Annotated in this window: 24 protein-coding genes; 8 read left to right on the top strand and 16 right to left on the bottom strand. The window is 31.6% G+C overall.

The features are described from left to right. The first annotated feature begins 1 nt into the window (after nucleotide 1). Entirely contained in the window at nucleotides 2-976 is a 975-nt protein-coding gene (locus tag LQ598_RS08800) for a metal-dependent hydrolase (RefSeq protein WP_016912913.1), read from the top strand. Between the two features lie 309 nt (nucleotides 977-1,285). Here the strand turns inward: LQ598_RS08800 and LQ598_RS08795 are convergent, their stop codons facing one another. The 5 genes from LQ598_RS08795 to LQ598_RS08775 all read right to left on the bottom strand — a co-directional run bounded on the left by LQ598_RS08795 (nucleotide 1,286) and on the right by LQ598_RS08775 (nucleotide 5,638). Further along, nucleotides 1,286-2,053 (bottom strand): ABC transporter permease, encoded by a 768-nt coding sequence (locus LQ598_RS08795; protein ID WP_016912874.1) that lies wholly within the window; start codon nucleotides 2,051-2,053, stop codon nucleotides 1,286-1,288. Nucleotides 2,054-2,062: 9 nt separating this feature from the next. After that, nucleotides 2,063-3,610 carry an ABC transporter ATP-binding protein gene (locus tag LQ598_RS08790; protein WP_016912875.1) on the bottom strand — a complete coding sequence of 516 codons (1,548 nt, stop codon included), beginning with the start codon at nucleotides 3,608-3,610 and terminating at the stop codon, nucleotides 2,063-2,065. A gap of 12 nt (nucleotides 3,611-3,622) precedes the next feature. Next, nucleotides 3,623-3,940 carry a YfhH family protein gene (locus LQ598_RS08785; RefSeq protein ID WP_016912876.1) on the bottom strand — a complete coding sequence of 106 codons (318 nt, stop codon included), beginning with the start codon at nucleotides 3,938-3,940 and terminating at the stop codon, nucleotides 3,623-3,625. Beyond that, entirely contained in the window at nucleotides 3,933-4,736 is an 804-nt protein-coding gene (gene recX / locus LQ598_RS08780) for a recombination regulator RecX (RefSeq protein WP_107556927.1), read from the bottom strand. The genes LQ598_RS08785 and recX overlap by 8 nt, the downstream gene beginning before the upstream one ends. An 83-nt stretch (nucleotides 4,737-4,819) precedes the next feature. Further along, entirely contained in the window at nucleotides 4,820-5,638 is an 819-nt protein-coding gene (locus LQ598_RS08775; RefSeq protein ID WP_016912878.1) for a glycosyltransferase, read from the bottom strand. Between the two features lie 162 nt (nucleotides 5,639-5,800). Between LQ598_RS08775 and LQ598_RS08770 the strand changes: the two genes are divergently transcribed. After that, nucleotides 5,801-7,534, top strand: a complete 1,734-nt coding sequence (locus LQ598_RS08770) for a pyruvate oxidase (RefSeq protein WP_107559188.1) — start codon at nucleotides 5,801-5,803, stop codon at nucleotides 7,532-7,534. Nucleotides 7,535-7,913: 379 nt separating this feature from the next. Here LQ598_RS08770 and LQ598_RS08765 read toward each other — a convergent pair whose 3' ends face one another. Beyond that, nucleotides 7,914-8,429 (bottom strand): type 1 glutamine amidotransferase domain-containing protein, encoded by a 516-nt coding sequence (locus LQ598_RS08765; RefSeq protein ID WP_103322940.1) that lies wholly within the window; start codon nucleotides 8,427-8,429, stop codon nucleotides 7,914-7,916. Nucleotides 8,430-8,536: 107 nt separating this feature from the next. Next, nucleotides 8,537-8,698 carry an SE1561 family protein gene (locus LQ598_RS08760; protein ID WP_016912451.1) on the bottom strand — a complete coding sequence of 54 codons (162 nt, stop codon included), beginning with the start codon at nucleotides 8,696-8,698 and terminating at the stop codon, nucleotides 8,537-8,539. A 137-nt stretch (nucleotides 8,699-8,835) separates the two neighbouring features. Here LQ598_RS08760 and yfkAB point away from each other — a divergent pair, with 137 nt between their 5' ends. Continuing rightward, nucleotides 8,836-9,963, top strand: coding sequence for a radical SAM/CxCxxxxC motif protein YfkAB (yfkAB, locus tag LQ598_RS08755; protein WP_107536750.1), 1,128 nt, complete (start codon nucleotides 8,836-8,838; stop codon nucleotides 9,961-9,963). Between the two features lie 80 nt (nucleotides 9,964-10,043). Here yfkAB and LQ598_RS08750 read toward each other — a convergent pair whose 3' ends face one another. From LQ598_RS08750 to LQ598_RS08735, 4 genes are all read right to left on the bottom strand, one after another. Next, complete coding sequence (locus LQ598_RS08750; protein WP_016912448.1) at nucleotides 10,044-10,556, bottom strand: acyl-CoA thioesterase; 513 nt, start codon at nucleotides 10,554-10,556, stop codon at nucleotides 10,044-10,046. Between the two features lie 73 nt (nucleotides 10,557-10,629). Next, nucleotides 10,630-10,809 (bottom strand): hypothetical protein, encoded by a 180-nt coding sequence (locus tag LQ598_RS08745; protein ID WP_016912447.1) that lies wholly within the window; start codon nucleotides 10,807-10,809, stop codon nucleotides 10,630-10,632. 81 nt (nucleotides 10,810-10,890) lie between these two features. Beyond that, entirely contained in the window at nucleotides 10,891-12,120 is a 1,230-nt protein-coding gene (locus tag LQ598_RS08740) for an aminopeptidase (RefSeq protein WP_107556925.1), read from the bottom strand. An 18-nt stretch (nucleotides 12,121-12,138) separates the two neighbouring features. Continuing rightward, complete coding sequence (locus LQ598_RS08735) at nucleotides 12,139-12,342, bottom strand: DUF1128 family protein (RefSeq protein WP_016912445.1); 204 nt, start codon at nucleotides 12,340-12,342, stop codon at nucleotides 12,139-12,141. A gap of 137 nt (nucleotides 12,343-12,479) precedes the next feature. On the opposite strand from LQ598_RS08735, the gene LQ598_RS08730 reads away from it, so the two are divergent. The 4 genes from LQ598_RS08730 to LQ598_RS08715 all read left to right on the top strand — a co-directional run bounded on the left by LQ598_RS08730 (nucleotide 12,480) and on the right by LQ598_RS08715 (nucleotide 14,999). Next, nucleotides 12,480-12,872, top strand: a complete 393-nt coding sequence (locus LQ598_RS08730) for a PH domain-containing protein (protein WP_239745423.1) — start codon at nucleotides 12,480-12,482, stop codon at nucleotides 12,870-12,872. 135 nt (nucleotides 12,873-13,007) lie between these two features. Then, the gene (locus LQ598_RS08725) at nucleotides 13,008-13,307 is read left to right on the top strand and encodes a YtxH domain-containing protein (RefSeq protein ID WP_016912443.1); all 300 of its coding nucleotides are present in this window, start codon (nucleotides 13,008-13,010) and stop codon (nucleotides 13,305-13,307) included. A gap of 71 nt (nucleotides 13,308-13,378) precedes the next feature. Beyond that, nucleotides 13,379-14,446: a YihY/virulence factor BrkB family protein gene (locus LQ598_RS08720; RefSeq protein WP_016912442.1), complete on the top strand. Its 1,068-nt coding sequence runs from the start codon at nucleotides 13,379-13,381 to the stop codon at nucleotides 14,444-14,446. Next, nucleotides 14,430-14,999 carry a beta-class carbonic anhydrase gene (locus LQ598_RS08715; protein WP_016912441.1) on the top strand — a complete coding sequence of 190 codons (570 nt, stop codon included), beginning with the start codon at nucleotides 14,430-14,432 and terminating at the stop codon, nucleotides 14,997-14,999. Before LQ598_RS08720 ends, LQ598_RS08715 begins: the two co-directional genes overlap by 17 nt. Before the next feature lie 226 nt (nucleotides 15,000-15,225). Here the strand turns inward: LQ598_RS08715 and LQ598_RS08710 are convergent, their stop codons facing one another. The 5 genes from LQ598_RS08710 to map form a co-directional block, all read right to left on the bottom strand. Then, nucleotides 15,226-15,855: a response regulator transcription factor gene (locus tag LQ598_RS08710; RefSeq protein WP_016912440.1), complete on the bottom strand. Its 630-nt coding sequence runs from the start codon at nucleotides 15,853-15,855 to the stop codon at nucleotides 15,226-15,228. Then, nucleotides 15,845-16,888 carry a sensor histidine kinase gene (locus LQ598_RS08705; protein WP_107537477.1) on the bottom strand — a complete coding sequence of 348 codons (1,044 nt, stop codon included), beginning with the start codon at nucleotides 16,886-16,888 and terminating at the stop codon, nucleotides 15,845-15,847. Before LQ598_RS08705 ends, LQ598_RS08710 begins: the two co-directional genes overlap by 11 nt. Continuing rightward, on the bottom strand, nucleotides 16,885-17,595 hold the full coding sequence (liaF, locus tag LQ598_RS08700) for a cell wall-active antibiotics response protein LiaF (RefSeq protein ID WP_016912438.1): 711 nt from the start codon (nucleotides 17,593-17,595) through the stop codon (nucleotides 16,885-16,887). Before liaF ends, LQ598_RS08705 begins: the two co-directional genes overlap by 4 nt. 16 nt (nucleotides 17,596-17,611) lie before the next feature. After that, a complete protein-coding gene (locus LQ598_RS08695) occupies nucleotides 17,612-18,001 on the bottom strand; it encodes a hypothetical protein (protein ID WP_016912437.1) in 390 nt (129 codons plus the stop codon). A 141-nt stretch (nucleotides 18,002-18,142) separates the two neighbouring features. Further along, complete coding sequence (gene map / locus LQ598_RS08690) at nucleotides 18,143-18,898, bottom strand: type I methionyl aminopeptidase (RefSeq protein WP_016912436.1); 756 nt, start codon at nucleotides 18,896-18,898, stop codon at nucleotides 18,143-18,145. A gap of 97 nt (nucleotides 18,899-18,995) precedes the next feature. Between map and LQ598_RS08685 the strand changes: the two genes are divergently transcribed. After that, entirely contained in the window at nucleotides 18,996-19,991 is a 996-nt protein-coding gene (locus tag LQ598_RS08685) for an FUSC family protein (protein ID WP_016912435.1), read from the top strand. Nucleotides 19,992-20,318: the final 327 nt, after the last annotated feature.

Below are 20,318 nucleotides of genomic sequence, written 5' to 3'. Positions count from 1 at the left end.
TATGGATACTGGTACACATGTTGTTATGGGCGTTGCATTGACGGGTCTTGCGACATTAGACCCAAATGTTACACCTACATTTACTGCAGTTGCAACGGGTATTATGATTGGATCTCAAATACCTGATATAGATACTGTCTTGAAATTTAAAAATAATGCAATATACGTTAAGAACCATAGAGGTATAACACATTCCATTCCTTTCACACTATTATGGCCCTTAATTCTAACCTTTCTAATTTTCGTTATATTTCCAGGGGTAGATGTTTTGCATATTTGGTTGTGGACACAGTTTGCTGTATTCTTTCATGTTTTTGTTGATATCTTTAACTCATATGGTACACAAGCGCTAAGGCCTATATCTAATAAGTGGATTCAGTTAAGTATTATCAATACCTTTGATCCCATTATTTTTGTAGCACACTTAGTTGCGATTTTATTTTGGACACTTGGTGTTCATCCAAGTATTGCTTTCGGTACATTATATGCCTTATTAGCATTTTATTATGTATTGCGTTTCATGTTACAAAAAGCGATTAAAAATCAAGCATTGAAACAAATACAACAAGAACATAATCCTGTCAAAATATTCGTTGCACCAACAATTAGGTTTATGGAGTGGCGAATAGCAATACAAACAGAAACACATGATTATGTCGGACGAAGCTATGGCCGTAACGTTGCGTTTAATGATGTTTTCAAAAGACAATCATTCCCTAATGATCATATTATGGCCTATGCAAAACATGATGAAAACTTAAGATCATTTTTAAGCTTTAGTTCCATTTATCGTTGGGAAGTCACTAGAATTGATAAAAAAACGACTGAACTGCGCTTTATTGATTTAAGATATTTAAAAAATGGACACTATCCATTCGTAGCAATATTACATTTAGATGATGATATGAAAGTAACGTCTTCATATATCGGATGGGTATTTACTGAAGAAAAATTAATGAAAAAACTAGAAGCATAATGAATTACAGTGATTATTTCACTTCTCAATACAACACGATCCTGGGACATAAATGTCCTAAACTATAATGATTTTGAAAAGTGCATGCTTGCCTGGGGGGTATGGCTCGAGCCTGTAGTCTCTCTCACATACTATTCCCCCGGGCGTCAGCACTTTACAAAATCAGAAATATAAAATCACCCAATCCGAAAATGATTTCAACGGATTGGGTGATTTATTTTAAGTTGAGATTTACGTCCAAATTCGTGTTTTTAATTTTTAAAATAACTACTATTTTTTAAACTTCTAGGCCATATCTCCTAGGTTTTTTTATTTGAAATATTTTGTTTTATAAGCTCTGTTCACGTTTATCCAAGCTAAATAGATAAATGCTACTTCAAAATAGAACAGTATATGATACGGTAAATTCGTTACTGAAGCATTCCCAAGAATCATTGACTGTTGAAAACCATTAATAATATAAAATAACGGATTCAATTTTAATACGTTTACCCAAACTGCATACATATTATCTGGTACGTACAAGATAGGAACAATAAACAATAACAATATTAATAACCCAAAAACGATAAATCTTGTAGAATACATATACTTACCAAGCACACCAATCATAGAAGCTATCGGTACAAGTAAAATATATGCCATTACTAAATAATAAAAGAACCCTAAATGATTGATTTCAATTATATTAGTCGTACTCGTTGAAACAATGCCTGTCACTGTCACGATAATTAAAAATATAATCATCGTGAGTAGCACTTGAGCAGATGCACCAACGTAATATGGTACTGATAAACGATTGTATAAAGCACCTTGTTTTCTAACCGTCTTTTCAGCATTAAAAAGCGATAAAAATATCCACATATAAGAAAAAAGTCCAATTAATTTAAAATAAGAAGTTGATTTTTCTACGTCTATCGCGTCACTTATCATCAATTTAATATAGGTGATTAACAATAGTAGCAACATAATAGCAAAGGCAGATAAATAGTATTTATAATGATTTTTAACTTCAAAGAAGCAATATTTGATCATATGTGGAAAATGTTTAATATGTTGTTCAAATAGTTCGTTCATATGGTCCTCCTACAATTGAATAAATATCCATTTATTTTCTTCTAAATCTGCTATCATAAATCCATCTTTAGATTTTACTACCCAAGTATCACTTGTAATATTAAATTTATCAATCAGTTTTTGTTTATCTTTAATGTCAAAAGTAAAACCAGTTAATACGTTATCACTATTGAAAACCATATGCACTTTTTGACCTTCCATTTGTTCATTGAAACGGTTAGCCTTATCAGCTGTTATCGTTTCTGAAACTTGTTTATGACTTTTATGCATAAAGCTGTTGTAAAAATCTATATAGTTTAAGTAACTACCATCAACATAATCTTCTAAATCCGCCCAATCAACATCTTCATAAAGTCCTGCTGGATTAAAGAAATACAAATTGTTCTTCTTAGATATATAGGCTTTATCATCTACTTCGAGTCTATAGTTTGATTGATTCTCTCCAGTTACATCTAAAAAGCTATATTGTGGTACTTTCATTTTTTCTCCGTTAGATGAAGGCGTTAGTTCAGTATCATGCTTTAAAGATAGAACATAAGCAGATTTATCTATGTATTTAGGTTCACTATTCGTCGTGATGACTTGTTTAGTTGTTACTTCTTTGTCAGTCTGAGAGTTACCTACACCTACAAACATAAATAACGCTGCTAAAGTTGCACCAATTAAAAATGTAATGCCGTAAAATATCATTTTCTCAATGGACTTAGGAATTCGTCCATATTGATATTTACGCATTCTCTTATATCCTCCACCTTGTGCAACTGGTAATTCTTGCTTAGATATTTTCCATTTCAAATCATATAATTCTTTTTGGTTTTTATCTTGAATTTGATTGTATTTCTTTTGATAATCACGATAAAAAGTCAATACTTCTTTAACCGTACCTTCTTTTCTAACTTGACCATATGTTAACCAAATAAGATAATTACTCATTTTTTCAATTGAATGTAAATGATCATCTATTAATACAGCCGCTCTATCATATTCTTTCTGCTCATTTAAAAATTCATTGAATCTTTTTTGATAGTATTCATCTAAATATTGAATAATATTCGTGAAAATTGCTACTGTTGGTCTCATATACTTGGCAATACTTATTAATAATTGAGCATATTCTGCTTCATCTATTTCTTGGCAAGTCTTTGAACCTTTATCGCTTAACTTTGCAAAGCTTAAAATTTGTCTTTGAATTGTAGGAATATCTCTAACGCTAACACCCGATAAGCTCAAAGTTCTAATTACCATTTCATTGAGTGTTTGATGGTCTTCTGATTTATGAGCAACATCTGCTAAAAATGTTTGTTCGTTGTTCCTTACTTTACCTAAATTAGGTGCTACTTCTTTAATCATCAGCTTACTAATCATTTCTTTACCTGATTCGTGATCACCGATAATACCCAGTACTTCACCTCTATATAAATGAACAGTTACATTTTTTAACACGATATTTTTGTTCAAATGTTTTAACTTGAATAATGATTTAAATTTATTTTGTTGTTTATTTTCGTAGTAATATTTAGTTGCGTTTACAACTCTTAGTAATATTTGCTGTGTCATTCTGCACCACCATTATAGTTGTAGAAGACTTACAGGAATGCCTTCTTCAATTTTTGAACCTTTTAATCTAAATCCCCAAGCAAATACACCATTTATTCTTTCTACTTTAAAGTAGCTAGGTGTGTCACCTACTAAACCATATACTTTTCCTACTTCTATTTTAGAAGTATCTACAAGGTAACTTTCTGCTATGAGCGCTTTTCTTTTATAAACTTCATATTCATTTAGTATACCCATCATTTCTGATTTTCTCATCTTTTCTCTATATTCCGCGATGACCGTTTTAAGTTCGTATTCATTCATTTCTACTAATTTTTTATCATTATTCATCTACAATACCACTTTCTCTTAATTTGTCATTAATCATATCAAAAGTATACCCTTTTCTAATTAAAGCTTGAATTACGTGAGATTTAAGTTCATATCCATTATATTTCTTTTGATATTTATTATATACCTTTTCTAAATCTTTCATTAAAATATTTTCTACATTGTCAGATGTCGGTTCAATGTTTAAATCCGATAAATGCTCATTTATTAGTGAAAAAGCATATCCTCTTTGTTGTAACGTTTGAGCAATTGATTGTTTAAGCCGATTTGGAGGTTGTTTCTTTTTTTGCATAATTTTTTTGGCAATTTCAGGAATTCGATCTTCTGACATTTCCATTTCAAATTTTTCTTTATATGTGAAAATTAAATCTGCTTCTATCCCTTTTTCTTTAGCAACTCTTTCAAAGTGATCTGGGCCTTTGTCAGTTGTCTTCAATATTGTGTTCTTTAAACTTTCGATATAATCTTCGTGATTTATGTATTTATTAGATTCACAGTAATCTATTACTTGAGAAATTAAATCTATAGAGTATTCTTTATCCGCTAAATATTTCTCGATTTCTAATTTCGTTCTCTTCTTATGAGATAAGTATACAATCGCTTGATTTAGCGCTTGTCTATATTGGTCATAATCTTTAATTTCTTGTAACTTGCTTTTCGTTAGTTCTAAATCTTTTTTTAAATTAAAGTAGATGTATGTAGCTTGATCAATACCCATTTCAAATTCATTATTTATAAATAAATTTAGACGCTCTTTGTTTTTCTTCTGCACTTCAATTTTAGTAATTTTAAGCACTTTACATCCCTCCACACATATATATAGGATACAATAAAACACACTGAGTTTAAAAGTTTAATCACTTAACTCAGTGTGTTTATTTATTGATTCAATTCATTTATAGCTTGTGTATACTCAGAATCAGAAATATAATTTTGTTGTTTCATTTTTTCTAGTGTCGTTTTAATTCTTGTCATATAACTATCGCTAATATTGTTAATATCAAAATTAGACGGTGCGTTAACAACACTTGCTAAAATTGCACTTTGCAATACAGATACTTGAGGTAAGTTCTGATTATTCTTATTTACTGTTGCACCAAAGTAATAATTCGCCGCTTCTTCAATCGTATAATTGTTCTCTCCAAAGTAAATGTTATTCACGTAGTAACTTAAAATATCATTTTTACTATATTTATCTTCTACACGCTTTGCAACAAACATTTCTTTAACTTTTCTTGTTAATTGAGATTCATTAGAGTAAAAATAATTTTTTACGACTTGTTGTGTAATCGTACTACCACCTTGCGTTAATTCTCCATTTTTTAAACTAACTGCAAGCGCACGAGATACACCTCTTAAATCTATACCTTCGTGATCGTAATACCTTTTATCTTCTACAGCAACAAAAGCATTTTTAGTGTAATCAGGCATATCTTCAACATGAACATATGCAGGTTTATCTTCTATTTTAACTAATTCATCTACATCAGAAGTTCTTGACCACATGTACATTACTGCCAGATAAAACGCAATAATGAGTATTATGAGTATTGTAATAAAACCAAATAGTTTAGATACTCGTTTTCTTTTTCTTGGTTGCACTGGTTCTTGATAATAGTGCTGATATCTTCTATATTGAACTTCTTCTTGAGAATTAGGTTGTGGAATATCACGCTTCTTATTTTTAAATAGCCCCATCTTTATTCTCCCTTATTAGTATTTCTTACATCATTATAGCTTGTAATATGTATTTTAAACACTTCTTTTTACTTAAAAACAACAAAATCAGTCCAGAGTCTTATAACAACGTATAACCTTTAGCGTATTTGGGTATAGTTTAATTATAAGGAGGATTTTAAAATGGCGAAAATAAAAGCAAACCATGCACTTGTTAAAGTTTTGAAAAATTGGCAGGTTGATCATGTATATGGTATCCCTGGTGATTCTATAGATAAAGTTGTAGATGCTCTAAAAAAAGAAGAAGATAATATCAAATTCTATGGTGTCAGACACGAAGAAGTTGCTGCATTAGCAGCGAGTAGCTATGCTAAGTTAACAGGCAAATTGGCTGTCGCTTTAAGTATAGGTGGTCCTGGAGCGATACATATGTTAAATGGTATGTATGACGCTAAAATGGATAACGTCCCTATGCTTGTCTTAGCAGGACAAACTGATTCAAAATTATTAGGCACTAAGTTCTTCCAAGAAGTTAATCTAACAGCTCTTTTTGACGATGTAGCTGTTTACAATAAACAACTGGAATCTGCTGAAAATGTTCACGAAATTGTGGATGAAGCGATTAAAACAGCATATGCTAAAAAAGGTGTAGCAGTATTAACAATTCCAAGTGACGTATTAGACGAAAAAATTGAAGATATGGTCCCAAAGGAGACCTATAAATTTGAAAATGCTGTAACATACGCTGAAGATGAAGAGATTGCAAAAGCAGTGGAATTAATAAATAAAAGTGAGAAACCAGTTGTGTTAACTGGCGTTGGCGCTAAAAATGCTAAAAATGAACTTTTAGACTTTTTAGATCATATCGATGCACCTGGACTTATTACTTTACCAGCTAAAGGTATTATACCTGATAAGCATCCTAATTTTATGGGTAACTTAGGAAAAATCGGGACTAAGCCAGCATTTGAAGCTTCAAAAGATGCTGATTTATTAATTCTAGTTGGTACAAATTATCCTTATGTAGACTACTTACCAGACAAAGATATCCCATGTATTCAAATAGACATTAATCGATCAAATATAGGAAATAGATTTAATGTCGATGTCGGTTTAATTGGTGATACAAAAAATGTATTAGCTGCCTTATCTCAAGCAAGTCAAGAAGTTAATGACCGTAAATTTTTGAAAGCATGTCAAGAAAACATGAAATCTTGGAACAAATGGTTAGAAGAAGATCGTAATGATACAAGCAAACCTATACGCCCTGAATTATTAATGGCTGAAATTGAAAAAATTTCTACTGATGATACTGTTTTCTCAGTAGATGTCGGTACTTCAACAGTATGGAGTACAAGATATTTACAACTTGGTCATAATCATCAGTTCATAACGTCCTCTTGGTTAGGAACAATGGGATGTGCCTTACCCGGCGCAATAGCTAGTAAAATAGCAAATCCTGATAAACAAGCTATTGCCATAACAGGCGATGGAGGTTTGGCAATGGTTATGCAAGATTTTGTAACAGCAGTGTTATATAAACTGCCGATTATAGTTGTCGTATTAAATAACCAAGAATTAGCTTTCATAAAATATGAGCAACAAGCAGCTGGAGAATTAGAGTATGCAATTGATTTAGGTGATATTGATTTCGCTAAATTCGCTGACAGTTGTGGCGGTATTGGTTATAACGTCGTTGATGTTGAAGACATAGCACCAACACTAGAAAAAGCTAAAAACGCGAACAAACCAGTTATCGTAAACGTAAAAGTTGATCCTGAAGCAGCCCCACTGCCAGGTAAAATCATTTGGGACGAAGCTAAAGGATACGCTAAATTTGAAATTAGAACAGCTTTAGAAGAAAATAGATTAGAAAAAATGCCACCACTAAAAACATTAATCAGAAGATTCTTCTAGAAAATGAACAAATAAAGCAGTGAGTCTTGCGCGTAAGACTCACTGCTTTTTTAATTGTATAAGGTTTGGGTCTGTCGCGGGAGCGGTGTCTGGGCTGAATGTTGCTTGTTTAGTCAGTATTGCAACTTACAGACCTCCTATGTTGCTTGTTTGGTTAGTCTTGCAACTTTCAGACCTTCTATGTTGCTTGTTTGATCAGTCTTGCAACTTTCAGACCTTCTATATTGCTTGTTTGGTCAGTCTTGCAACATATAGCAAGCATGCACTTTCAAAATCGTAAGTTTTTAAAACATAAAAAGATCTCTTCACTAGACTTAACTAATGAAGAGATCTTTTGTTTTGAGAATGGTTATTTAAGTCCCAGTCTCATGAAAAGCATTTATTGAAGCAATGCAAGTGATTCACGGTTAAAGTCTTCTAAGTCATCTGGAGTTCGACTTGTGACAATGCCACTGTCTACGACTACAGATTCGTCAACAACTTTTGCACCTGCGTTTTGTAAATCTTTACGGACAGATAAGAAACTTGTTACAGTTTTTCCTTTTAATAAATCAGTATCTATTAAGAGTTGTGGTCCATGACAAATTGCAAATGATGGTTTTTCATTTTGTACGAAATGTTTAACAAATTCGCCAAATCGACCTTGTTCATCTCCACGTAATATATCTGGTGAGAAACCGCCAGGAATTAAGACTGCATCATAATCTGCAGCATTTGCTTCTTCTATACCTAAATCAACTTTAACTTTTTCGCCTTTTTTACCAGTGATTTCTTTACCTTTTTCTTCACCAATAACGACAACTTCATGTCCAGCGTCAGTAAGTGCTTTTTGTGGGCTTGTTAATTCAACATCTTCAAATAAATCTGTTACAACTGCTGCTACTTTTTTACTCATAATATCAATCTCTTCCTTTCATAATAATTCTAATATCTATATACCACTTATGAAAAAGTTTAAACGTATTTTGTTATTAATTTTATAACGACTTCTATCAGTCACACTTATTCATGCATTGATTGCACTTTTTTCTCAAGTTCATCTAATAATGCAATCCATTCATCTACATCAGATACTTCCATATCTTCAGGATTCATAGCTTCCATTTCTTCTAAAAACTCAGATAATCTTTGTTTAATTTCTTTGAGTGATGTTTTTTGGCTCATTTTAATACTCCTTTTGACTTTAATAATATTATTATGAAGGATTATAAGTATAAAAACAATCATAAAACAGTATTGGAAAATCTATCTACAAGTGTTACGCTCATAGATAGGAAAAAATTCAGAAAGAAGGATATAGCATGATATACGACTTAAAAAGTCCTATCTCAATACAAAACGATCCATGGGAAGCATACAATGATATAGACGAACATGGTTCATTACAACTCAGTAATATAGAATTTACGACGACGACACTTTGTAATATGAGATGTGCACACTGCGCTGTTGGATATACATTACAATTACGAGACCCTGATACGTTACCGATGGATCTTATTTTAAAAAGATTAGATGAAATACCACATTTAAAAACAATCTCAATAACTGGCGGAGAGCCGATGTTCAGCAAAAAATCAATTCGAGAAACTGTTGTTCCACTTTTAAAGTACGCCCATAAAAGAGGAATATATACGCAAATGAATTCTAACTTAACTCTACCAATAGATCGTTATTTAGAAATTGCAGAATATATTGACGTCATGCACATATCACATAATTGGGGAACAATTGATGAATTCAGCGAAGTTGGATTCCACGTTATGGATAAAAAACCTCCTCTAAAAGCGAGATATAAACTTTATGAACAAATGATAAAAAACTCTGCAACACTATCCGAACAAGGTATGTTCGTATCCGCAGAAACGATGTTAAACAAAAGTACAAAACCATACTTACATAAAATTCATAACGAAATCATTCATGATATGAAATGTAGTCGTCATGAAATTCATCCTATGTATCCATCAGACTTTGCAAGTCAATTAAATATTATGAGCCTAGATGAAATGAAAGATACGATACATGAAATATTAGATTTTAGAAATGAAGACACATGGATGCTATTTGGTACATTGCCATTCTATCCTTGCTTTATGAACGAATCAGATCAAAATTTATTATCTAGATTAAAAGATACCAAAAACGTTAGCTTAAGAAATGATCCAGACGGCAGAAGCAGACTAAATGTTAACGTATTCTCTGGAGATGTAATTGTTACTGACTTCGGAGATGAAACTGGTTCAATCGCAAATATTAAACATGATAAATTAGAAGACGTTTATCAAACTTGGATGAACTCATCATTAGCAAAATCACTCAATTGTCATTGTCCTAAAGTAAGATGCCTCGGTCCAAACTTACTTGTGAAAGATATGTATTACAAAGATGTAGACTTTAAAGCAAACGAACTAAGAATGAATCAATAATACAGATTAACATAAAAAAATGCCTCATCCATGCGATAAATCGAATGGATGAGGCATTTTTTGTATTAACATATCACTTCTTATATATATAACTTGGTAGACATAAAGTCTAATGTTTTCTTACTTTCATGTCTTCTTTCGTGACGTAATTTCACTCGTTCTATAGCACTTTCATAAAACCATTTTTCATCATCTGATTCTGGATATATAGCGGGTACTTTTGCTTTTTTACCATCTTTATCTAAAGCTACAAATGTTAAAAAGCTATACGCCGCTAAATGTTTTTGGTGATTAATGTTATCTTCGCTAATGACCTTCACACATATTTCCATTGAAGATTTACCTGCATGTGTAACGAAAGATACTAATGACAATACTTCACCTGTTCTAATTGGTTGTAGAAAATCAACTGAATCAGTTGATGCTGTAACGACTGAATGTCCGCTATGTCTCATCGCAGCGATTGCAGCAATCTCATCAATTTCTGCCATTAATTTACCACCAAACATTGTATTATGATGGTTTGTATCTTCCGGAAAAATTTGAATAGATTTAACACTTCTTGATTCTTTCATTGGTTTTTTCTCTTCCATATTGTTAACCCCACTCGTTTAAACTTATTTTGTCGAAAAATAATAGCCAGGTTTCCCCGGCTATTAAAGCGTATTAATGATAATCTTCCTCATCATCAAAAACTTTCTTTTCTAGTGCTTCTTCAGCAGTATCAATTCGTACAGATTCTCTACTATCGAATGTATTAACAAGATACATCATTAATGCTCCGCCAAAAGTAAATATTGCGAACACAAATGCAATCATAACGCTCCATTCCATTGGTGTACTCATGATATCCCCTCCTTTGAATGACTAACTATAAAGACTTTATTTATCTTTATTATACATGATGTAATCTTAAATGGCTATATATTAAAATGCCCAGTTGCCTTCTCTAAATACAGGCTCTTTCTCACCATTTTCTAATATACCATCAATAGATAATTCTTTACTTCCGATCATAAAGTCAACATGTGTTGTAGAGTCATTGAGACCATTTTCTGCTAACGCTTCTGGTGTCATATCTTTGCCACCTTCTATACAAAATGCGTAAGCTGAGCCAAGTGCTATATGACATGAAGCGTTTTCATCAAACAACGTGTTGTAAAATAAAGTATTCATATTTGAAATTGGTGAATCAACTGGTACAAGGGCTACTTCACCTAACCTTTTAGCGCCTTCATCTGTTTCAAGAATACTTTTTAAAATTTCTTGTCCTACTCCAGCTTTATAATCAACTACTTCACCATCTTTAAATGTTAATGTAAAGTCATCGATAATATTACCTGAATAACTTAATGGTAACGTATTGCTAACAACGCCGTTTACACCATTTTTATGAGGTGCTGTGAATACTTCCTCTGTAGGCATGTTTGCAACGAAACTATTGCCTTTAGAATTTATTGAACTTGCACCAGACCAATATTGTCCTGTTGGTAATTCAATCGTTAAATCTGTACCTTCTGATTTATAATGCAATGCTTTATATTTCTTTAGGTTTAAATAATCTGCTTTTTCATGTAATAAATGATCATGTTCTTCCCATGCTTTAACAGGATCTTCTTGATCAACTCGAACTGTTTTTAAAATTGTTTCTAGAAGTTTGTTTACTGCTGCTTCTTCATCTAAATCAGGGAACATCATTTTAGCCCATCCTGCTGATGGATAAGATGCAACACACCAACTCATACGATCGCTTTGCACAGCTACCATATAATCTTTAAAAGCTTTTCCGTTAGCTTGCATTGCTTTACTTATCTTTTTAGGATCAGCGTCTTTCAAACTATCTGGACTAGATGACACAATAGATAAGAATGCTGCTTTTCTATTTAAATAATCCATTTTTTCATCAATATCATATTGTTTAACTTCTTCGAAAAATTCATCAGGTTCATATTGATATTTTAATTGAGAAATTCTATCGTCTTTGTAATTGACTTTAACGTCTATTGCTCCTACTTTATACGCTTCTTCAACAATTAAATGTACAAACTCACTTGCATCAATTGAAGCTTGAATATAAACAGGCTCTTTCTCTTGAACATTCAAGCCAACTTTCACTAATAGTTCTGCATATTTTTGAAGCTGTGTTTCATATCCCATATTGTACTTCCCCCTTAATTATTTTCTAAGGTCTCCTAGTGCTTGCGTAATTGCAGCCATTTCACTAGTCGAAATATTTTTTCTAGACATAACCATACTATGTATTTCCTTTAATTCTTCTTTCTTTTCTTCAGGAAATGAGTCTTTACTCAATACGCTTGTATTCACTAGTCTCAGTTTTCCTTTTAAATCATCTATCATTTGTTCAATTGATTCAGTCATATTTTTATCATCCTTTCAAAATTAAGTTTAGCAAAAAGTAATTATAATTAAAACTATGAAACTCGTATATTCGCTTTACAATTAATATGAATATTTTATACAATGTATACAAATCATAAGGTTAGGAGTGAACTGTAATGGCGGTACAAGATATTCTTTCATGGACATTGTTCGAACAAGTTGCTGTACCAGACAACATAAATCAATACCTTGTTGAAAGTGAACAAGCTTATAGTGCTTTCAAGACATACAGAGATACAGCTGTGTTTACAAACAAGCGCATTATTATACGAGACATGCAAGGTATTACAGGTAAAAAAGTAGAAACATACTCCATACCTTATAACATTATACTCATGTGGTCTACTGAGAATGCTGGAAAATTACTAGATTTAAATGGTGAAATTACATTGTGGACACGCGCAGGCAATTTTAAAATTAAAATTGGCAGGAATTTAGACATTATGCCTTTCGAAAGGTTATTGTCTAACGCCCTATTAAAATTTACAATTGTGTTTACATCTTTGTAATAATGGGAATAAAAAGGATTAGTGAACTATTTAACATTTATTAGTACCTATATTTTCAAAATTAATAATTAGATATGATATGATATGTAGGTCAAAGATATTTTAAAGTTATATACATGAAAGGGGAAAAACATTATGCAAAACAAATTAGTTCCTGCTATTTTAATAGGTGGTACAATTGGCGCAATTGTCGCTTTAGCGGATAAAAACACTCGTCAATCATTATCAAGTCAAGTTCAAAACATTAAAGAAGGTAATACTTCAAGAGAGCCATCTAAATTAGATCAAATTAAAGACGAAGTTTTATACTGGAAAGATGTAATTGAAGAAATTCGTCGCAAGAATCCAGAATTAGAACAATCAATTATGGATGCTAAAGATACATTCATTGAGAAAAAGAACGAAAGACAAATCTCAGGTCCAAATCATTCATAATTTATATTAAAGACTAGGCGTATTCAACTACCTAGTCTTTTTTAACACCATATTAAATTAGGAGAATATTTATGGGAAATGATAAATCGAGTTCAAAATTTTTAGAACAAGCTAAAAACTTTAAAGATGAACAAAAAAAATCTATAAAAAAAGAAAATTATATTCCACCGCAAAGGTTTGAATCTAAAACTGCAAAAAAAGATAATCAAATATTTTTTGTATCTAAAATTAATAAGCCAGCAAAATTTACTAAAGATGGAAATATATTATCTACGTTAATTTATAGAATAGGCAAAGATAATGCAACTGGACTAGCTGCTCAACTATCCTATTATTTCTTACTTGCATTATTCCCTACTCTTATATTCGTTTTAACATTAATTCCAATATTCCAAGTCAACCCTGATACCATTACGAAGATGATTTCAGAAAATGCCCCTGGTGATACTGCTACTCTTATAACGGACATCATCGATGATGTCATGAGCAACGGCAGTGGCGGACTATTCTCATTCGGTTTAATTGCAGCACTTTGGTCAGCATCAAATGGTATGACTGCCTTGATGAACGCATTCAATGTTGCGTATGATGTTGAAGATGGAAGAAATGCAATTGTTCTTAAACTTATGAGCGTATTCTTCACAATCATTATGGTTGTCGTCTTTGGTATAGCGATTGCCTTACCTATCTTTGGTCAACAAATAGGAAATTTATTATTTGGGCCTTTAGGTTTAGAATCTGAATTACGATGGGTATTCAGTTTAGTAAAAATCGTGCTGCCGTTAATTGTTACTTTCATCGTGTTTATTACACTGTATGCGTTAGCACCTAATATTAAAATCAAAATATTATCCGTTATTCCTGGTGCTGCATTCACAACGATTGCATGGCTCGGTTCGAGTGCACTTTTCGGATTATATGTAAATAACTTTGCGAACTACTCTAAAACATATGGTAGTATCGGAGGAATCATCATACTTATGATTTGGTTATTCTTAACAGGTTTAATCATAATTATAGGTGCCGAAATTAATGCAGTATTACATCAGAAGAAAATGCTTAAAAACGGATCACCCGAAGAACAAGCATTTAATAACTTAACAGAAAATGGTGATATGACTAATGCCTCTATTGAATGATATATTAGATTACAATGCAGCTTTTATAGACCAAAAAGAATATCAAAACCTTATAACAACAAAGACACCGAATGCTAAAGCTGTTTTGCTAACTTGCATGGATACACGCTTAACAGAATTATCCACGCGCGCACTAGGCTTTAAAAATGGTGATGTAAAAGTTGTAAAAAATGCTGGAGCTACTATTTCACATCCTTATGGTTCAACGATGCGTAGTTTATTAGTCGCGATTTATGCACTTGGTGCAGAAGAAATCATTATAATGGGACATAAAGATTGTGGAATGGGTAATTTAGATGTCAATTCAGTAATCGATACAATGAAAAGTCGTGGTATTACTGATAACACACTCAATACGATTGAACATTCTGGCATTGATATCCAACAATTTTTAAGAGGCTTTGATGACGTCACACAGAACGTACAAACCAATATACAAAAAATTTATAATCATCCACTATTTGATCAATCCGTTCCAATTCATGGGCTCGTAATCGATCCACATAATGGTGAATTGGAAGTTATTCAAAATGGTTATGAATTTACAAAATAAAAAGAAATGTCTGGGACATAAATGTCCTAAACTATAATGATTTTGTAAAGTGCATGCTTGCCTGGGGGTATGGCTCGAGCCTGTAGTCTCTCACACATACTATTCCCCCGGGCGTCAGCACTTTACAAAATCAGAAATATAAAATCACCCAATCCGAAAATGATTCCAACGGATTGGGTGATTTATTTTAAGTTGTGATTTATATCCCAACCTATTCTTTTTATTTCTATGATATTAAGTTATGTTGAAAAGCATATATCACAGCTTGTGTTCTATCTTGAACTTCTAGCTTACTAAGTATGTTACTTACATGTGTCTTAACTGTTTTAATCGTTATATGAGATGCGCTAGCGATTTCTTGATTAGAATAACCTTTAGCAATTAATAGTAAAATTTCCATTTCGCGTTCAGTCAGCATTTCGAATAATTCAGCTTTTTGGTTCATTCTATTGCGCATTTTCACGAGCACCTCTGGCTCAAATACAGATTCTTTATTGTATGTCTTACGTATAGCATTCGCAATATCATCTGCAGAAGTTGTCTTTAATATATAACTATCAACACCAGCATCTAATGCTTGATACACTTCATTATCTTCAATAAAACTTGTTAACATAACAATTTTTACGCTCGGTTGATTTTTCTTTATATGTTGCGTAGCTTCAATACCATTCATATCATCCATTACTAAATCCATTAGGATAACATCAGGTTCAAGTTTTTCAGCTTTTTCAATTCCTTCTCTACCAGAAGCGGCTTCCCCTATGACAGATATATCTTCTTGAGTAGATAAATAACTTGATATGCCTATTCGAACCATTTCATGGTCATCTACGAATAATACTCTAATTGTCATATTGTTCCTCCTTATTATTTGGTACCTTAACTTCAATACGTGTTCCCGATTCAGGCATTGAAATAATATTTAGAGTTGCTCCAATTTCTAATGCACGTTCGTTCATTGTATTTAAACCATAACTTTGTGAATCTTTATTAGACGTATCGAATCCAACTCCGTCATCTTGTATACGTAATATAACATAATCATTCGTATTTATTAACTCGATTGAAACTCTTGTTCCTTTAGAATGACGTAAAGTATTTGAAATCGCTTCTTGTGTAATTCGGAAAAGGTGATCTTCCGTACCTTTAGCTATTTCTATATCTTCTATATCATATACAACTTTCATAGGAATTTTTTGTTTTAAATCGACTACTAAATCTTTTACACCTTCACCTAGTGATTTATTTTTAAGTCCTAATGGTCTTAAATGTAATAATAAAGCTCTCATTTCCAGCTGAGAATCTTGAATCATCTTCTCTAATAAATCTATTTGTTTAGCTAGTGCATCACTCAACTCTGAAGATTTAATAGCTGAAAGCATCATACTTGCAGCAAATAACTGCTGGCTTACTGAATCATGTAATTCTCTTGCTAGTCGCTGTCTTTCATCTTCTATAATTTTCTTAACGACTGAATCTTGCATTTGGTATGACTCATTTATAATTTGTTGAGACTTTAATCTCAATGTATATAGCTCTTCATGTAAAGGTATCAAAGTTTGATAAATTTCCAATGTTTCTTTGTGTAAATCTATTTCGTGATTATTCACGCCTAACATTTCACCTTGGAACGATCTTTCTATTTGTTCTTTTATCCAATGATGTTGTTGGTTAATTTTATATGCTACAGCTGAACCGATAATAATACATAATAGAATAACAACTATATTAATAAATAAAAATGCTGGCACACCAAGTATTTGAGTGTAAAAAATACCTTGAAAATAAATAATATTAATAAAAATACGATCTAAGAAAAATAATATAGCGACAATTGTATAGACAAGAATGAGCATTGAACCAATAATTCTAGTGTAGTTATTCATCGGAAAATCACCTCAACATCTCCCATAAATGTTGAGAAGAAAATATTAACTTTAAAAGTATTTTTATGACTATTTTCTTCGTAATGTACCGTTTCATTTCTCACTCTATATACTTGATCATTCATATATAACCTGCTAAATAAAGCTGTTATATGTACATTCACATGATAATTATAAGGAACGATAATTTGTGTCTTACCAATATATTGTCTTACAACAATCACATTATTCTCTGATAAATTGGCAGCTAAAGATAAATCTAATTCTATATCTCCAATTGCTTGTTGAATTTGTATATCTTCCCATTTATAAATGTAATGAGGTGTTTTTTGTGGAGAAAACCATCGCTGTTTTATAAATGATTCATTAATATTTTCATTAGATGTGTTTTCTACATGTTCTACTTTTAGTGGTTTCTTTCGATATATAATATATCTCACAACTAAAAATATAAGTGATAAGAATAGAATGGCCAGCATATAAGGATTAGAAAGTAATGCATAAATTAATAATATGGCCCCTATCCAAAATATAATGAGTCCTCGTAATTTATGAAAGTATAAATAGCCTACATAAATTAATATAACCCCCATTACAACAACAAGTAATAAGCCTATTTTTTCAAAGAAAATATAGTAAATATTCGACAACAGAACGAGTACTGATAAAACAATTAACAATTCTGTTGATATAAATTTATTCTTCAACTTACCACTCCTAACCTTAGAGAAGTGAATTCATTTGTGTCAGCATTGTACGTTCAGCTATCGTATTAGCTATTTGATCTAAAGTACGTTTCATTGCTTCATCAATTTTAGCTAATTCACTTTCTAACATATTAATTTGTTTTTGTAACCATAGTAAATCATGGTCTTCTAATTTTTTAGCACAGGTAATTTTAAAATCTTCTATTTTATCCATATACTTATTGTCTAATTCTAAATTGTATTTATCAATCATTTTACTTAAATGACATCGTTTCTGAGCTAAATAAGATATATATTGCTTCATTGCTTTTATTTTAACATCTAAATGCTTGGCACAAGCATCTAAACTTTCATAATAAGAAACAAGTATAAGTTGTTTTAATTGATTAGAAACAACATTAAACATAGAATCACCTACTTCTGTCAGATTAAACTCTATTATAAAATGTTATTCATAATCTCGAAATGGACCTAGGGACGAATTAACAATAGGTCCTTAGTCTTAGAAAAAGCTCAAGCCATATGAAAGATATGCTTGAGCTTTGTATTAATCTTCTAATTTAGTTAATAATAATGGGCCTTCATTTGTTACAACAATTGTGTGCTCAATTTGAGCAACATAACTTTTATCTTTCGTTTCAAATGCCCAATCATTTTTACCATCACTTACAATTGTTGCATTAGAAGAGATAAATGGTTCAACAGCTAAGACCATACCTTCTTTAAGTAGTTGTTTCTCTAATGGATCATAATAGTTCATAACGTGCTGTGGTGAATCATGTAATGATAGACCTACACCATGTCCAGTTAAGTTTTTGATAACTTTTAATCCGTTTTTACGTGCTGTAGCATTAACTGCTCTACCGATTTGAGATAATTTAGCGCCAGGCTTAACTTTTTTCATAGCTTCTTCAAAAGCCATAGCAGCTACATCTACAACTAATTGTTTCTTCGGATCGTCCGTTTCACCAACAACAAATGAGATACCTGTATCTGCATAGTAACCATTTTTACGTGCTGAAACATCAATATTAACAAGATCTCCTTCTTTTATAACGCGTTTACCAGGAATACCGTGTGCAACCTCTTCGTTGACACTTATGCATGTATACCCTGGAAAATCATATTCTGCAATAGGAGCTGATTCAGCTTCTAACTCTTCAAATCTTTCCTTTGCAATATCATCTAATTCTTTCGTCGTTATACCGGGTTTAGTCGCATTTTTCAACTCATCTCGAATTATCGCACATATTTTACCTATTTCTTTTAGGCCTTCAAGTTCTTTATTGTTTTGAATTATCATTTAAATCCCGTTCTTTCTTTTAAAATTTTTTTGTCGTTTTTAATTATATCAGAAAATGCATGTTATACTATAAAAAAATGATTTCGGAGTTTTGTGTATGAAAGAAAATTGGTTAACTAGAATTATCGGTGCAAGAATTATTAAAACAGGATTAGCGACATTTTTAACCGCTTTAATTTGCATGTCATTAAGCTTAAATCCCATATTTGCAGTTATAACATCTATCGTAACAATTGAACCTACAGCTAAAGCTTCTTTAAAGAAAGCTTTTGTACGTTTCCCCGCATCTATACTTGGTGCATTTATTGCTGTTATTAGCACATATTTCTTTGGTGAATCACCATTAAGTTATTCATTAGCTGCAACTGTAACCATTTTATTATGTTATCAACTGAAATTAATAGATGGCATGCTTGTAGCAGCCATTACAGCTGTTGCTATGGTCCCTGTTATTCATGAAGCCTTTGTTTATAACTTTGTTTCTCGTCTAGCAACAACCACTATCGGCTTAGCTACAGCAGGAATTGTTAATTTTATTATTTTACCACCTAAATATATTAATCAAATTGAACATATAAATAATGAAATGGATAACAGAATTTTAAAGATATACATAAATAGACTTAAAGAACTTTTGCTTGGTGAATATGAATCTCATTCATCAATGAAAAAGATGACATCACTTCAACAAGATGCTACTAAAATTGAACAACTCATTAAATATCAAAAAGAAGAATATGATTACCACCGTACAAAGAAAGAATCCAAAACACATATTAGAAAAGTTGAAATGAAATATCATACAAATCGATTGCTTAATGCACATCTGCTCAATCTAATTTATTTGCCTGAAAACACTAAAGTTATTTTCACAGAAAAAGAGCGAATCGCAATCTCTCATTTCTTAAAATCATATGAGCATCTTTTAGCAACAAAAGAATTTATGAAACAGAAAAAAGCAGCGACTACGCTTAAAAATAGTGTGAAAGGGCTCGATGAATTTGATGAAAACCAAATTAAAAGTCACATTATTTATGAAATTTTGATGATCAATAAAATATTGAATGATAGATATTCTAAAATTTCAAACTAACCCATAGGTTATAGTCTAGTGAAAAAATCTCAGACTGTCGATAAAGTCACTTAAAGTGATCTTGTTGGCAGTCTTTTTTATTTTAAAATCGTGAGGAATATTCATTTTTCTTATATTTTTCCGTTTGTTCTTTTAAGTATATGCTGTATGTTGCAAGATTACCCAAACAAGCTACATAGAAGCTCTGTATGTTGCAAGACTTACCAAACAAGCTACATAGAAGCTCTATATGTTGCAAGACTTACCAAACAAGCTACATAGAAGCTCTGTATGTTGCAAGACTTACCAAACAAGCTACATAGAACGTCCGTATGTTGCAAGACTACC

This window comes from Mammaliicoccus sp. F-M27 (assembly GCF_022387115.1).
GTDB lineage: Bacteria > Bacillota > Bacilli > Staphylococcales > Staphylococcaceae > Mammaliicoccus > Mammaliicoccus vitulinus.
This window is presented reverse-complemented; position numbering and strand designations above follow the sequence as displayed.

What these genes read in the sequence shown, in the direction of transcription:
- LQ598_RS08735 (WP_016912445.1), bottom strand. Translation starts at nt 12,342, where the DNA reads ATGACTGAATCAATTGAACAAATGATAGATGATTTAAAAGGAAAACTG.
- LQ598_RS08770 (WP_107559188.1), top strand. Translation starts at nt 5,801, where the DNA reads ATGGCGAAAATAAAAGCAAACCATGCACTTGTTAAAGTTTTGAAAAAT.
- LQ598_RS08785 (WP_016912876.1), bottom strand. Translation starts at nt 3,940, where the DNA reads ATGAATAATGATAAAAAATTAGTAGAAATGAATGAATACGAACTTAAA.
- LQ598_RS08790 (WP_016912875.1), bottom strand. Translation starts at nt 3,610, where the DNA reads ATGACACAGCAAATATTACTAAGAGTTGTAAACGCAACTAAATATTAC.
- LQ598_RS08720 (WP_016912442.1), top strand. Translation starts at nt 13,379, where the DNA reads ATGGGAAATGATAAATCGAGTTCAAAATTTTTAGAACAAGCTAAAAAC.
- LQ598_RS08710 (WP_016912440.1), bottom strand. Translation starts at nt 15,855, where the DNA reads ATGACAATTAGAGTATTATTCGTAGATGACCATGAAATGGTTCGAATA.
- LQ598_RS08730 (WP_239745423.1), top strand. Translation starts at nt 12,480, where the DNA reads ATGGCGGTACAAGATATTCTTTCATGGACATTGTTCGAACAAGTTGCT.
- LQ598_RS08775 (WP_016912878.1), bottom strand. Translation starts at nt 5,638, where the DNA reads ATGGGGCTATTTAAAAATAAGAAGCGTGATATTCCACAACCTAATTCT.
- LQ598_RS08750 (WP_016912448.1), bottom strand. Translation starts at nt 10,556, where the DNA reads ATGGAAGAGAAAAAACCAATGAAAGAATCAAGAAGTGTTAAATCTATT.
- LQ598_RS08765 (WP_103322940.1), bottom strand. Translation starts at nt 8,429, where the DNA reads ATGAGTAAAAAAGTAGCAGCAGTTGTAACAGATTTATTTGAAGATGTT.
- yfkAB (WP_107536750.1), top strand. Translation starts at nt 8,836, where the DNA reads ATGATATACGACTTAAAAAGTCCTATCTCAATACAAAACGATCCATGG.
- LQ598_RS08740 (WP_107556925.1), bottom strand. Translation starts at nt 12,120, where the DNA reads ATGGGATATGAAACACAGCTTCAAAAATATGCAGAACTATTAGTGAAA.
- LQ598_RS08725 (WP_016912443.1), top strand. Translation starts at nt 13,008, where the DNA reads ATGCAAAACAAATTAGTTCCTGCTATTTTAATAGGTGGTACAATTGGC.
- LQ598_RS08745 (WP_016912447.1), bottom strand. Translation starts at nt 10,809, where the DNA reads ATGAGTACACCAATGGAATGGAGCGTTATGATTGCATTTGTGTTCGCA.
- LQ598_RS08800 (WP_016912913.1), top strand. Translation starts at nt 2, where the DNA reads ATGGATACTGGTACACATGTTGTTATGGGCGTTGCATTGACGGGTCTT.
- LQ598_RS08760 (WP_016912451.1), bottom strand. Translation starts at nt 8,698, where the DNA reads ATGAGCCAAAAAACATCACTCAAAGAAATTAAACAAAGATTATCTGAG.
- LQ598_RS08795 (WP_016912874.1), bottom strand. Translation starts at nt 2,053, where the DNA reads ATGAACGAACTATTTGAACAACATATTAAACATTTTCCACATATGATC.
- LQ598_RS08715 (WP_016912441.1), top strand. Translation starts at nt 14,430, where the DNA reads ATGCCTCTATTGAATGATATATTAGATTACAATGCAGCTTTTATAGAC.
- map (WP_016912436.1), bottom strand. Translation starts at nt 18,898, where the DNA reads ATGATAATTCAAAACAATAAAGAACTTGAAGGCCTAAAAGAAATAGGT.
- LQ598_RS08685 (WP_016912435.1), top strand. Translation starts at nt 18,996, where the DNA reads ATGAAAGAAAATTGGTTAACTAGAATTATCGGTGCAAGAATTATTAAA.
- LQ598_RS08695 (WP_016912437.1), bottom strand. Translation starts at nt 18,001, where the DNA reads ATGTTTAATGTTGTTTCTAATCAATTAAAACAACTTATACTTGTTTCT.
- LQ598_RS08705 (WP_107537477.1), bottom strand. Translation starts at nt 16,888, where the DNA reads ATGAATAACTACACTAGAATTATTGGTTCAATGCTCATTCTTGTCTAT.